This window comes from Kineosporia rhizophila (genome assembly GCF_021277265.1).
GTDB classification, from domain to species: Bacteria; Actinomycetota; Actinomycetes; order Actinomycetales; family Kineosporiaceae; genus Kineosporia; species Kineosporia rhizophila.
This window is the reverse complement of sequence record NZ_JAJSOH010000003.1, coordinates 265,129-278,102: the sequence shown is the minus strand read 5'-3', so window position 1 is coordinate 278,102 and position 12,974 is coordinate 265,129. Positions and strand designations below refer to the sequence as shown.

Genomic DNA, 12,974 nt, shown 5'->3' with positions numbered 1-12,974 from the left:
GTTTGTTGGCACCGTTGTCAGTCCGCGTCCCGGAAGGGGGTGATCAGGGACGACCCTGAGGACTTCCAGGGCGCGGCTCAGCGTGTTCCCCGATGTGGCGCACCTGTGACCACCGCCACGCTGAACCTCATGATCTCGATCGAGTCACTCACCCGGAAGTACGGCGGCTTCACCGCCGTCGACAGCGTCTCCTTCACGGCCGAACCGGGCCGCGTCACCGGCTTCCTCGGACCGAACGGGGCCGGGAAGTCCACCACGATGCGCGTCCTGGTCGGCCTGACCAAGGCCACGGCCGGGCAGGCCACCATCCTCGGGCGCCACTACGCCGACCTGCCCAATCCGGGGCGCGAGGTCGGCGTTCTTCTGGACGCCTCCGCCCAGCACGCCGGGCGCACCGGCCGGGAGATCCTCACCGTGGCCCAGCAGACCATGGGCCTGCCCCGCTCGCGGGTGGCAGCCATGCTCGAGCAGGTCAGCCTCACCAGCAGCGAGGCCGACCGTCGGGTCCGCAACTACTCCCTGGGCATGCGCCAGCGCCTCGGCATCGCCACCGCGCTGATCGGCGACCCACAGGTGCTGATCCTCGACGAGCCGGCCAACGGCCTGGACCCGGCCGGTATCCGCTGGATGCGCGACCTGCTGCGCGGGTACGCCGACCAGGGCGGCACCGTGCTGCTGTCCTCGCACCTGCTGCACGAGATCGAGGTGATCGCCGACGACCTCGTGGTGATCGGGCAGGGCCGGATCGTCGCCTCGGGCACGAAAGCCTCTCTGCTGCAACGAGCCGGGACGACCGTGCGCGCCTCGTCGGGGCTGGCCGAGCTGGAACGGGCCCTGCGCAGCAGCGGTTTCGACACCACGGTCCTGCCCGACGGCGGCCTGCGCACCTCCGCCGAGCCGGAACTGGTGGGCAAGACCGCCCTGGCCGTCGGGGTCGCCCTCACCGAACTGCGCACCGCCGACGGGGCGGGCCTGGAAGACATGTTCCTGGAACTGACCGCCGAGACCCAGCGCGAAGGAGCCGTGGCATGAGCACCGCCGCCCTCAGCACGCCCGAGACATCCCTGCGCACCCGGCGCGTGGCGCTGGAGGAGGCCGGGCCGATCCGGCCCATCCCCCTGAGCCGCGTGGTCGGCGTGGAACTGCGCAAGATGTTCGACACCCGCTCCGGCTTCTGGCTGATGGCCAGCATCGCCATCACCGCCACCCTGGCCACCGTCGCGGTCATCATCTTCGCCCCCGACGCCGACGTCACCTACACCTCCTTCGCCAGCGCCGTCGGCTTCCCGATGAGCGTCATCCTGCCGATGATCGCCGTCCTGTCCGTGACCAGCGAATACAGCCAGCGCAGCGGCCTGACCACGTTCACCCTGGTGCCGCACCGCGGCCGGGTGGTGGCCGCCAAGGCGATCGCCACCCTCACCGTCGCGGTCACCTCGATGGTCCTGGCCATGGTCATCGGCGTGCTCGGCAACGTCGCCGGCTCCGCCCTGGCCGGGGTGGACGCCACCTGGGACGCCTCGGTCAGCGACCTGCTGTACATCGTGCTCGGCAACACGCTCGGCATGCTCGTGGGGTTCATGCTCGGCGTGGTCATCCGTAACTCGGCCGGCGCCATCGTCGGCTACTTCGTCTTCTCCCTGGTGCTGCCCGGCCTCTCGGAACTGCTGGCCGCCAACGCCTCCTGGTACGACGAGCGCCGGGGGTGGCTGGACTTCAACTACGCCCAGGGCGCCCTGTTCGGTGGGAACCTCAGCGGTGAGGAGTGGGCGAACCTGGCCGTCACCAGCGCCGTCTGGCTGGCTCTGCCGCTGGCGATCGGCCTGGTCGCGCTCATGCGCTCCGAGGTGAAGTGACCTCTTCGCCGGGGAAACCATTCGTTCGAGGGCCGCTGTGCGACACGCACAGCGGCCCTCGACTCGTCACACCACCGGCTCTCGCAGCTCGGTGAAGGTGGAACGGTAGGCAGAGGGGCCCACCCGCGGCAGAACCAGCCCGCGTAGCCAGTCCGGCAGCCCGGCCGCCCGTGAGCCCCGGTCGGTCATCCGCTGAACGTGTTCGACCCGGGCCCGGCGCCGCTGATCGTAAGCAGCGCCCACCCCGGCCCAGTCCTTTTCCTGATCCAGCAGCTCGGCCAGCACCAGCGCATCTTCGACCGCCAGCGCCGCCCCCTGGGCCCACACGGGGGCGGTCGCGTGCGCCGCATCACCGATCAACGCCACCCGTCCCTGATGCCAGGCCGGGATCCGCACCTCCTCGATCGGCGAGTGATGCAGCTTGATCCCACCGGAACGCACGTGCTCGAGGATGGAACGCACCGGCGCCGGGAAGTCCTCGAACGACTCCTGCAGCCAGCTCTCGTCCGCCGCGACCGAGGCCCCGCCCACACCGGAGGCGAAGCAGTACACCTGGCCCTCACCAGCAGGAATGGCCAGGAAGGAACGACCCCGGCCGAGCCAGACGGTGAAGCAGGCGACGCCCGGGTCAGGAGCCATGAAGCGCCAGCTGGCCTGCGCCAGCAGCCCGGTGCGGCGGCCCTCCGAACCCAGGAACGCCGTGCGCACAGCCGATCCCACACCGTCGGCGCCCACCAGGAACGCCCCTTTCAGGGTTTCGCCACCGGGCAGCTGAACCGTCACGCCGTCCGGCCCCTGTTCGTACGCCTCCGGCGCCGCCCCGAACCGCACCGCCTCCGAGGGCAGATCCTGCGCCAGAGCGTGCAGCAGCTCAGGGCGCCCCAGGATCCGGCTGGGCACCCGGCCGCTCCAAAACGCCGCCTCATCGACCGCGTACAACAGCTTTCCCCGGGAGTCGCGGTACTCGCGGCGCTGAATCGGCGCTCCCGTCTCCCCCAGCACGTCGGTCAGCCCCAGGTGAGACAGGGCCGTCATGCCGTTGCCCGGGATGTTGATGGCCAGACCGGACGACGGCAGTTGCTCGCGTCGCTCCAGCGCAACGGCCGGCACTTCACGGCGGTGCAGCGCACGGACCAGGGCCAGGCCCGCAATCCCAGCCCCCACGACGACAACGGGATTCTCCACGAAAACGCTTCCTCACAAAGAAGATCTGGACGAGGGCAGCGGGGAGACCCTCATCAGGGCCCTCCCACACAGCACCGTGCCAGACTATCGCCGGTCAAGTGACCAAAAACTGTACAGCGAGTGATCACCTGGGAGTCCGAAGACTCAGGAGGGTCGAGGGCTCCACGGGGAAAGGTCGAGCCGGGGGTAACGCAGGGCCATCCCGGCCAGGGTCTCGGGGGTCCAGTAGGGATGCCCGGGTGGCGGAAAGCCCAGAGCCTGGAGTTGGCGCGGGTCGGCCTGAGGTACGAACTCGTTCCACTCGGGGGTGAAACTCTTCGCCGCCCAGCCGTCGCGCTGCCCCCACTGAAGGCTGAGAGGCCGGAAGCACAGATGCATGCTGAATCGAGCGCCTCGAGGAGCGGTGAGCTGGGTGCCACGATGGAAAGTGCCCGACTCGAAGGCGATGACCGTGCCCGCCGGTCCTGCTGCGCTGACCTCAGCCTCGTAGAGCGCCGGATCGGCGCGAGCCGTGTACCGGTCGACCGCGTCCGGCTCCGTCGGTAGCAGCCAGTTCGGCACGGCAGGAAGGTCGGCGGTGTGCCTGCGCGGGACCAGATGCGGCGGTCCGAGCTCGTCGGGAACATCGCAGAGGTAGACGAACATCTCGACCTGCCGGCAGCCGGGCGTGGTGCTGGGCACCAGGATCGTGTGATTGAGGTAGTCACGGTGCAGGGGCTGGTCGTAGTCACAGGCACCGGTGTACTTGGCCCAGGCCTGCGCCCCGTAGAGATGAATGTCCTTGTCCTGCAGCAGCGTCTCGGCCAGGTCCAGGATCCGGGAGTGCACGGCCAGCAGGCTGATCTGCGCACTGGCGAAGGGGAAAGTGTCGATCCCGGCGAACTCGTCGCCGATGAAGCGCTCACGCCGGGGATCGGTGCCGCCATGAAGACCCTCGGCCGTCGGGAACAGCTCATCCAGCGTCTGAACAGCCGCGGTCAACTCGGCCCTCGGCAGGAAACCCGGCAAGATGACGAATGCGTCGCGATTCCAAACCTGTTCCGCATCTTCGAGGTTCATCGGCCCAGGGTCGGTGTTCGCCGAATCCTGCGGCAAGCAGTTTTTCGGTAAGTACGCAGTTCAAACAGTGGACGAGTGTGGGCACCATGAGCGCGTCGGTGCCCACACTCCCAGGTCACCGGATCAGCGAACCTGCTCAGCCGAACGGCGTCAGCACGATGCTCGCCGCCCGCGGGTCGCCGTTGTGCACGAGCGACTCGAAGTTGCCCACGTCGTCGAAGGCGAAGGCGTAGGCCCGGCCGTCGACCATGTTCTGGTGCATGATCCGGGCGTAGTGGTTGGGTGCACTGTTGCGGTAGAACTGCGAGGCGTCGGTGGAGGGCTGGGTGTCGACGGTGCCCAGGGTGCCGCGGTTGAGGGCGGCACACAGAGTGCGGGCGATCGGGCCCACGACGTTGTCGTTGGGTGCGAACAGGTCCCGGTCACAGTTCCAGACCGAGGCCGAGGACGGCTTGTTGAAGGAGGCGACGGTCTGGCCGGCTGTATTGGTGAAACGCATGACGTTGCCGGACGTGCGCCCGAAGTAGCGAACGCCGGGCTGCCCGGCGAACGGGACCACAGTGAGTGTCTTGCTGGTGTAGGCGTTCCAGGCTGAGGTGATGTAGGCGTCGAGGTAGGAAGAACTGAGCAACCCCGTCTCCGAGGCCTTGCCGGGGGCCAGGGCACGCAGGACGGTGCCGTCCGGCCTGGTGTAGACGGTGTTGGCCCAGCCCGGCTGGGCCCGCAGCGCGTTGAACACCTTGTTGCGCCCACCCGCCACCAGGTCGCCGGTGCGGGTGGTGACGCCGTTGGCGCCGGTGACCGTGACCGCGTGCGGCACGGACAGCATGTCGACCTGGGTGCTGTTCAGCCAGAGGCCGGCGTCGTTGTAGGTGAACTCGCTCCAGTCGAACAGGATGTTGCGGTTGGGGTCGGCGCTGGTCCAGGGGGCCGGCTGGACGAAGCCGTCCGGCGTCAGGAACAGCTTGAGCTTCTCACCCAGCGAGAAGTAGACCCGGCCGGAGAACCCGCGCGGGAAGCGGATTGTCGCCGAGCCGCCGGTGCCCGGGCCGCTGATGGCGACGTCGGGCGCGGGAGACGGCGGGATCGAACCGGCCGGCCAGGGCGTGAAGACACCGGCCTGATTGACGTGGCCGAGGCGGCCGGTGTTCAGATTCGTGCCGAGAACATACAGATGGACGGCCTCTGCTCGCCCGGTGTTGTTGGTGACGGTGACCGGAAGAACCGCGGGGCCGACGGCCTGGGCCGGGGCGGCGGTGGTGACGACCGCGATCGGAGCGCTCACCATCAGGGCGGCGAGCGCATGAGTGATCCACTTTTTGATACGCACTGAGTCTCCTCAGGGATGAGAGGTGCGCAGATAGTGCTTTTCAGCATCAGTTGGCCAACAGCGGGTGTCAACAGCTCGACCCGGCCTCCGGGAGCCGAAACGTTTTCGCGGCGGCCTGCGGTCATGGAGATCCCGCGGGCTCGTCGCACCCGATGCCCGAGGTGATCGAAAGCAGCCTGTACGCGACCAGCTTCGAGGCTCACACCCGTCCTCAGTTCGAAAGGTTTCAGCTCGGAGCGCGTGGCTGGGCACCAGCACCCCGCCCGGACCGATCCGGATACGGGGGTCTGAGCGGGGTAGTGAGCGGCCGGACGCGATACGTGTCAGGCGCTGGCGAGCGGACGAATCGGCTGGGGCCGGCCGGCGAGGGCAGCGACGATCAGGGCAACCCCGGCCAGCACCACGGTCAGGGCTTCGACCGCCGAGGGTACGCCGACCGCCCGGGCCAGGGCACCGGTGGCAATGGTGACCACACCGCAGGTTCCGTAGGCGATGGCGGCGAAGACGGAGGCGGATCGTCCTTGGTGCCCGGCGCTCAGGCCGTGGGTCACGGTGGCCAGACCGAGGCTGTACGCCGGGCCCTGACCGCTTCCGCACACGATGGCGCCCGCCACGAGCAGGGTGAGGTCGGCGGTTTCCAGGGCGAGCGCGATCATGGCCATGCCGCCGACCACGGGGATGGACAGCTGCCAGGCCCGCATGCGCAGCAGTCGCCGCCCGCAGATCACCTGGCCCACCCACGCGGCGGTGAGGAACGCGCCGCCGGGAAAGACCGCTGCCAGCAACGACATCGACGGCACGGCGCTACGCAGGGCTCCCGGCACGAGAGCCAGCACCACGCCGGCTGCGCTCCAGGCCATGGCGCCCAGCAGGAGCCCGGCGGCCCGGTGCCGCGGGCCGTAGTCGGCTTTCCACAGGGCGCCGCTGCGTTCCCCAGCCCGAGCCTTGGGCGCTGACGACCGGGGTGCGCGCGACAGGAGCACGAGCACGGCCAGGACGAGCGCGGTGAGCGCCAGGTGAGCGACGAACACCAGCGTCTGCGGGGTGGGCAGCACCGATCCGAGGAAGCCGCCGCCGACGTTCCCGATGAGCGAGCCGATCACCGCACCGGAGGCGACGACGGTGCGGGCCTGCTCCCCCAGCCCGGCGAGGGCCAGGGTGGCCGAGGCGCCAGTGGCCAGGGCCACGCCGACTCCGGAGACCATGCGCCCGGCCAGGAGGAAGGGCAGCACTTCGGCGCCGAACACCATGAGGACGTCGGCGGCGATGGTCAGCAGCAGCGCCGTCATCAGGATGGCCGCGGCCCGCTCGCCCGAGGCAGCGTTGCGTTCCGAGCGGGAAAGGATGAACACCAGCGTCAGGACGAGAGCCAGCAGGTACAGACCGAACAGCGTGGACTGGGCCAGCGGCGACAGTCCGTAGCGGTCGACGTACAGAGGCACCAGCGGGTTGGGCAGGTTGACGCCGGCCAGCACCGTGCAGAAGGCGGCGACCGCCACGGCGCCGACGGCCTGGTGCGGGTGTCCGAACGGGGCTACCGGAGCCGGTCGTTCACGTACGTGGGCCAAGGTCCGGCTCCGGTTCTCGTGCTGGGGTGCTTGTCGCTTCGATCACCGAAGTGTCGAGATGATGCGAGAAACGGGCAATACTTGAACCCAGCACTGAACATTCTGAGCAGATGAGCACGCCTCTTAGCCCGTTCTGCCGGTCACAATGATCACCAGGGAGACAGGTTGGCCAAGATCGACGCGACCGACGGGCGGATCCTGCGGCTGCTCGACCGCACGCCCCGCGCAACCATCCAGTACCTGGCCGAGCACCTGGGCATTGCCCGGGGTACGGCCCAGGCTCACACCAACCGGCTGTTCGACGGGGATCACCTGGCCCCGGTCAGCACCCGCCTGTATCCGGCCAGCGTGGAGCGGCCGCTGCGGGCACTGGTGACCGCGGAGGTCGACCAGTCGGAGTTCGAGCACACGATCGACACCCTGGCCGCGATTCCAGAGGTGGTCGAGTGCGTGGCGATCTCCGGGCCCAGCGACCTCCAGATCGAGATCCTGGCCCGTGACGCGGACGACGTCTACCGGATCACCCAGCGCATCATGCAGGCGCGGGGGATCCGGCGGACGGCCACCAGTCTGGTGCTGAAGGAGTTCATCCCACGGCGCATGCACCAACTGCTCGACCCTGAATGACCGGGCTCGCTACTCCTTGGGCGGCGGGTAGATCACCCTCGGAGCCTGGTTCTGGTACTCGGGCTCGGCCTGGTACGCGGCTCCGCTCTCGTAGGAAGGCTGAACCGGTGGCGCGGCCTGCGGTGGAGCAGGCATTGGCTGCCCCTGCGGCGGCGGGAAGGCCCCCGGAGCATTCGGCGGGTAGGACTGCTGGTAGCTGGGCGGGTAGTACGCGACCGGCTGGGGCGGATAGGGCTGATAGTGCTGCGGCGGCGCCGGGGCCCCCCAGGGCTGCGCTCCCCCGCCATAAGAGCCGGGCGGGACATAAGGGCCAGGCGGGTAGGGCTGACCGGGGTAGCCACCCTGCTGGGGCCAGAAGGTCTGCGCCCGGCGCTGCGCCTCGACAAGGCGGCCGCGGGTGGCCAAGTAGCAGGGCATCCCGATGATCCAGAACAGCCAGACCACGAGGAACCAGGCCACCGGCCCCATGTCGAGGAAGCCGCCGCCGAGCCGGCCCCGGTGGGCGCCCAGGCGCGAGGCGTCCATACCCACCCATACGGCACTACCGAACACCAGTGCCCAGATCAGCAGTTCCATGACCGACCCCTCAGGACGCGTACGGCCGAGCACGACAGAGGCCGGATCGGTCGCTGCCGGCCAGGCATGAGCGCCCACCACCCAGGTGGTCGAGCGGCGGCGCGGTCACGTAGCGCAGCCGCCTTCCCCCGGCTTGCCCAGCGCACTGGGCTACGAACGCGCGGACAGCATCTGGTCCAGCCGCGGGTACACCCGGCGCACGTTCTCGCTGTAGATGGCCCGCCTCTCCTGGTCACTGAGGGCCGCGGCCTCGACGTAGCGCTTGGTGTCGTCGAAGTAGTGGCCGGTGGCCGGATCGATTCCCCGCACGGCGCCGACCATCTCGGAGCCGAACAGGATGTTCGCGGGGTCGATCACGTTCAGCAGCAGGTCGATGCCCGGCTGGTGGTACACGCAGGTGTCGAAAAAGACGTTGCTCATGACATGTTCGCTCAGGTCGGGCCGGCCGAGCATGTCGGCCAGCCCGCGGTAGCGGCCCCAGTGGTAGGGCACCGCTCCCCCGCCGTGCGGGATGATGAGCCGCAACTGCGGGAAGTCGGCAAAGAGGTTGCCCTGCACCAGTTGCATGAAGGCGGTGGTGTCGGCGTTGAGGTAGTGCGCACCGGTGGCGTGGAAGGCCGGGTTCTGGCTGGCCGAGACGTGAATCATGGCCGGGAACTGTTCCTCACACAACGCCTCGTACAGCGGGTACCAGTAGCGGTCGGTCAGCGGCGGCGCGCTCCAGTACCCGCCGCTGGGGTCGGGGTTGAGATTCACCCCCACGAAACCCAGTTCGGCGACCCGACGGACTTCGGCGACACAGGCGTCCACTGTTTGCCCTGGGCTCTGCGGCAGTTGCGCGACGCAGGCGAAGCGCTCAGGAAAGAGCGCGGCGACACGCGCCACCAGATCGTTGCTCACCTGCGTCCAGGAGATGCTGGCCTGCAGATCCCCCAGATGATGGCCCATCGTGGAGGCCCGCGGCGAGAACAGGGTCAGGTCGCCCCCGCGTTCGAGCATCAGCCGCAACTGGTTGCCTTCAATGCTTTTACGGACGTCGGTGTCGGCGATGTCTGGATAGGCCGGTTCGGGGCGACCGGCCTCACGGGCCTGCAGTTGCTGTTCTCGCCAGGCCGTGTGGGCGGGCGGGGCGGTGGTGTAGTGGCCGTGACAGTCGATGATCATTGAGTCTCCCGCGGAATCAGCACTTCTCCGCGCATCAGCATCCGGGCCGTACGCAGCAGGCCGGCCCGCTCGACCACGTTCCCGGACTCCGGGGAGGCCAGATCCAGCCCGACCGTGAACGAGCCGGTGGGATGTTCGACCGTCAGCTCGACATGCCCGGTAGACGACAGGTTTTCCGGCGCGAGTTCGGCGACGATCGAGTCGGGCACCAGGCAGGCGGTGGCCACCGAGATGGCCCCCAGCACACCGATCGCCTCGTGCACCCGATGCGGGATGAGGGTACGGGTGGCGATCGAACCGCCCTGCGCCGGCAGCGACAGCAGGCTCATCTTCGGCACCGTCTGATCGGTGACGTCGCCCAGGTTCATCAGTGGGCCGGCAGCCAGGCGAACCCTCTCCACGGCGGCCAGCACTTCTGCGTTGGCCTCGATCTGCGCCGGTGTCTCCTGCCCGCTCAGGCCCAGGTCGACGGCCCGCAGGCAGACCACCGGCATGCCGTTGTCGATGCAGGTCACGTCGAACCCGGCGATCCGGTCGCGAGGACGGCCGGTCGGCAGCAGCGCACCGGTGCTGGAGCCGACCAGGTCGGCGAACTCGATCAGGATCGGCGCGTGCGTGCCGGGAACCCCGTCGATGCTCGCGTCCCCGGCATAGGTCACCTCGCCGCCAGGGGTGGGGACGTGAGCGGTGGCCAGGGAACTGGTGTTGGTCATCCAGATCCGCACCGGGGTGACCCCGTCGCGAGCGGCCACCAGACCGGTCTCGATGGCGAACGGCCCGACCGCGGCGAGCATGTTGCCGCAGTTCTGGCTGTCGGAGACCTCCGGCCGGTCCGGCCACACCTGCAGGAACAGGTACTCCACGTCCACGCCGGCCCGTGTGGACCGGCTCACCACGGCCACTTTCGAGGTCAGCGGGTGAGCGCCGCCGACTCCGTCGATCTGCCGGACGTCAGGTGAGCCCATGGCGGCCAGCAGCAGGGCATCACGGGCGGCAGCGTCGGCCGGCAGGTCGTCCGCATTGAACACCAGGCCCTTCGACGTTCCCCCACGCATGAGCGCCCCCGGTACGGCGATCTGGTTCACGACTGCCCCGGAGACCAGTCGATGTAGCGTAAGCCGTTCTCGGCCAGCGCTTCCCGCATTACGTAGATGTCAAGGCCCAGCTCTCCGGCCCGCAACCGCTCACGCTTGTCCACCTCGCGCGCCTCCCTCTCCTGCGCCCGGACCAGCACCTTGGCCGCTTCCTGCCGCGGCACCACAACCACACCGTCGTCGTCGGCGACCACGACATCCCCCGGATGCACCAGCGCATCGGCGCAGCGCACCGGCACCTGCACGTCTCCGACCGTCTGCTTGACCGTGCCCTGGGCGAACACGGCCGCCGACCAGACCGGGAACTGCATCTCGGTCAGCGTGGCCACGTCCCGTACCCCGGCGTCGATGACCAGGCCCCGCACACCGTGGGCGCGCAGGCTCTCGGCCAGCAGGTCACCGACGTACCCGGCGTGCGACGGGCTGGTCGGGGTGACCACGAGAATGTCTCCCGGCCGGGCCTGTTCGACCGCCACGTGGATGCTCCAGTTGTCCCCGGGGGCCACGGTGCAGGTCAGGGCCGTGCCGGCGACGCGGGCGGGCCGGTAGACCGGGCGCAGCCGCTCGGCCATCAGACCGGTGCGGCCCTGCGCCTCGTGCACCGTGGCCACGCCCAGTTCGGCCAGGGCATCGACGATCTCCAGCGGGGTGCGCGGGGTGTTGCGGACGACGACGGGCACGTCGGCCTCCTCTCGGTCGGGCGGCTCAGGGAAGGGGAACCTGGACCAGTGGTGTGCCGTGGGTGTGGAAGCTGGCGATCGTCTGCAGGCCCCAGGCCTGACCCTTGGCCCGCTCGGCCGGAGTCCAGGTGATCGGCTCCCAGTCGGGGGCCAGCAGCAGCCGCGCCCCGGCGTTGCACAGCTCCACCCGGTTGCCGCCCGGCTCGTACACGTACAGGAAGAACGTCTGCTGGATGGCGTGCTTGTGCGGGCCGGTCTCGATGAAGATGCCCGCCTCCAGGAACACGTCGCACGCGCGCAGGATGTCCTCGCGGGTGTCGGTGGCGAAGGCGATGTGGTGCAGGCGGCCGTTCGCGCCGGTCCAGTCGCCGGTGTGGACCAGGTCGTAGGACTTGTCGGTGAAGGTGTACCAGCCGGCCGCCTGCTGGCCCTCGTCGGTGACGATCTGCTCGCTCAGGCGCGCACCCAGGGCCTCGGCCAGGAAGGTGCCGTTGCGGCTGACGTCGGCGGCCAGGAAGTTGATGTGGTCCAGGCGCCGCACGTTCGCGCCCCGCCCGGGGAACGGCGCGGCCTGGTTCTTCAGCGCCGGGCCCCGCCCCTCGGGGGCACGGTAGCGCTCGGACTCCCAGTACAGCGCCAGCACGTGCCCGTCCGGGTCCTCGACCTCGTACGTGCGCCCGAAACCGGCCTCCCCCTCCACCCACTGGCCTTTCGCCCCGGCCGCTTCCAGCGCGGCGACCCGGCGTTCCAGGGCCTGCGGTGAGGTGGTGCGCAGCCAGGTGCGCCCGATGCCCGGTTGCTCGCGAGCCACCACCCGCAGGGTGACGCGCTCGTAGTCGTCCCAGCAGTGCAGGAACACCACCCCGTCCCGGCGGCCGACCTCCTCCAGCGACATCAGCCGCACGAAGAAGTCCACGGTGGCCTCGAGATCAGGGGTGAAGAGCTCGACGGCGCTCAGGTGCGCCACGTCCCGCACCCGTTCCTGGTACTCGTTCATCGTTCCTCCGGCCGGTAGCCCTGTTTCGCCTTCTGAATCAGTTCGTAGACGTGCCCGCGCAACTGCCCGAACCGCGGCGCCGAACGGGTCTGCAGCTGGTCGCGCTGGTCGGGCAGGTCGACGGTGACGTCCTCGAGGACGACCGTGGGCCGGTTGGACAGCACCAGCACCCGCTGGCCCAGGTAGATCGCCTCGTCGATGTCGTGGGTGACGAACAGGACGGTCACCCCCAGACGCTGCCACAGCGAGCGCACCAGGTCTTCCAGGTCGGCCCGGGTCTGGGCGTCCACGGCGGCGAACGGCTCGTCCATGAGCAGCACGGAGGGCTCGTAGGCGACGGCCCGGGCGATGGCGACCCGCTGCTGCATACCGCCCGAGAGCTGCCACGGGTGCGCCGCCAGGCTGTCACCCAGACCGACCGCGTTCACGGCCTCCTGGACCAGCCGCCGGCGTTCCTGCTTGCCCAGCCCTTTCTCGATCAGCGGTCGTTCCACGTTCTGCTGCACCGTCATCCAGGGGAAGAGGCTGCGCCCGTACTCCTGGAAGACCACGGCCATGCCCGGCGGCGGCCCGGTCACGCGCTGGCCGTCCAGCCGGACCTCGCCGCGGGTGGAGTCGAGCAGGCCGGCGATGCAGCGCAGCAGGGTGGTCTTGCCTGCCCCGGAAGGGCCGACGACGCAGACCAGTTCGCCGCGCTGCACGGAGAACGTCAGGTCGCGGATCGCCTCGACCCGGCGGCCGTGCCCGTCGTAGACCTTGTGCAGGCCCTCGACCTCCAGGGCGGGCAGCCGGCCCGGCGGGTTCTTCGGCACGGTCTTCTCGGCGGTCTTTTCCATCG

General features: G+C 69.5%; 12 protein-coding genes and 1 pseudogene. 3 read left to right on the top strand and 10 right to left on the bottom strand.

Annotation, left to right across the window (positions count from 1 at the left end; translation table 11 throughout):
- Positions 1–129 precede the first annotated feature (129 nt).
- The gene (locus LWF15_RS07985; protein WP_232809749.1) at positions 130–1,032 is read left to right on the top strand and encodes an ABC transporter ATP-binding protein; all 903 of its coding nucleotides are present in this window, start codon (positions 130–132) and stop codon (positions 1,030–1,032) included.
- The gene (locus tag LWF15_RS07980) at positions 1,029–1,856 is read left to right on the top strand and encodes an ABC transporter permease (protein ID WP_232809748.1); all 828 of its coding nucleotides are present in this window, start codon (positions 1,029–1,031) and stop codon (positions 1,854–1,856) included. Before LWF15_RS07985 ends, LWF15_RS07980 begins: the two co-directional genes overlap by 4 nt.
- 66 nt (positions 1,857–1,922) lie before the next feature.
- On the opposite strand, the gene LWF15_RS07975 is transcribed toward LWF15_RS07980, so the two are convergent.
- The 4 genes and pseudogenes from LWF15_RS07975 to LWF15_RS07960 form a co-directional block, all read right to left on the bottom strand.
- Complete coding sequence (locus LWF15_RS07975; RefSeq protein WP_232809747.1) at positions 1,923–3,041, bottom strand: FAD-dependent oxidoreductase; 1,119 nt, start codon at positions 3,039–3,041, stop codon at positions 1,923–1,925.
- Positions 3,042–3,185: 144 nt separating this feature from the next.
- Positions 3,186–4,100, bottom strand: coding sequence for a phytanoyl-CoA dioxygenase family protein (locus tag LWF15_RS07970; protein WP_269809767.1), 915 nt, complete (start codon positions 4,098–4,100; stop codon positions 3,186–3,188).
- A gap of 142 nt (positions 4,101–4,242) precedes the next feature.
- A pseudogene (locus LWF15_RS07965) lies at positions 4,243–5,430 on the bottom strand (glycoside hydrolase family 64 protein); the annotation flags it as partial.
- A gap of 323 nt (positions 5,431–5,753) precedes the next feature.
- On the bottom strand, positions 5,754–6,998 hold the full coding sequence (locus LWF15_RS07960; protein ID WP_232809744.1) for an MFS transporter: 1,245 nt from the start codon (positions 6,996–6,998) through the stop codon (positions 5,754–5,756).
- A 165-nt stretch (positions 6,999–7,163) separates the two neighbouring features.
- Between LWF15_RS07960 and LWF15_RS07955 the strand changes: the two genes are divergently transcribed.
- Positions 7,164–7,625, top strand: coding sequence for an Lrp/AsnC family transcriptional regulator (locus tag LWF15_RS07955; protein ID WP_232809743.1), 462 nt, complete (start codon positions 7,164–7,166; stop codon positions 7,623–7,625).
- A 9-nt stretch (positions 7,626–7,634) separates the two neighbouring features.
- On the opposite strand, the gene LWF15_RS07950 is transcribed toward LWF15_RS07955, so the two are convergent.
- The 6 genes from LWF15_RS07950 to LWF15_RS07925 all read right to left on the bottom strand — a co-directional run bounded on the left by LWF15_RS07950 (position 7,635) and on the right by LWF15_RS07925 (position 12,972).
- Entirely contained in the window at positions 7,635–8,201 is a 567-nt protein-coding gene (locus tag LWF15_RS07950) for a hypothetical protein (RefSeq protein ID WP_232809742.1), read from the bottom strand.
- 150 nt (positions 8,202–8,351) lie between these two features.
- The gene (locus LWF15_RS07945) at positions 8,352–9,365 is read right to left on the bottom strand and encodes an amidohydrolase family protein (protein ID WP_232809741.1); all 1,014 of its coding nucleotides are present in this window, start codon (positions 9,363–9,365) and stop codon (positions 8,352–8,354) included.
- Positions 9,362–10,450 carry a 4-oxalomesaconate tautomerase gene (locus LWF15_RS07940; RefSeq protein WP_232809740.1) on the bottom strand — a complete coding sequence of 363 codons (1,089 nt, stop codon included), beginning with the start codon at positions 10,448–10,450 and terminating at the stop codon, positions 9,362–9,364. The genes LWF15_RS07945 and LWF15_RS07940 overlap by 4 nt, the downstream gene beginning before the upstream one ends.
- Positions 10,447–11,139 carry a 4-carboxy-4-hydroxy-2-oxoadipate aldolase/oxaloacetate decarboxylase gene (locus tag LWF15_RS07935; protein ID WP_232809739.1) on the bottom strand — a complete coding sequence of 231 codons (693 nt, stop codon included), beginning with the start codon at positions 11,137–11,139 and terminating at the stop codon, positions 10,447–10,449. The genes LWF15_RS07940 and LWF15_RS07935 overlap by 4 nt, the downstream gene beginning before the upstream one ends.
- A gap of 25 nt (positions 11,140–11,164) precedes the next feature.
- The gene (locus tag LWF15_RS07930) at positions 11,165–12,136 is read right to left on the bottom strand and encodes a VOC family protein (protein WP_232809738.1); all 972 of its coding nucleotides are present in this window, start codon (positions 12,134–12,136) and stop codon (positions 11,165–11,167) included.
- Positions 12,133–12,972, bottom strand: a complete 840-nt coding sequence (locus tag LWF15_RS07925; RefSeq protein WP_232809737.1) for an ABC transporter ATP-binding protein — start codon at positions 12,970–12,972, stop codon at positions 12,133–12,135. The genes LWF15_RS07930 and LWF15_RS07925 overlap by 4 nt, the downstream gene beginning before the upstream one ends.
- Positions 12,973–12,974: the final 2 nt, after the last annotated feature.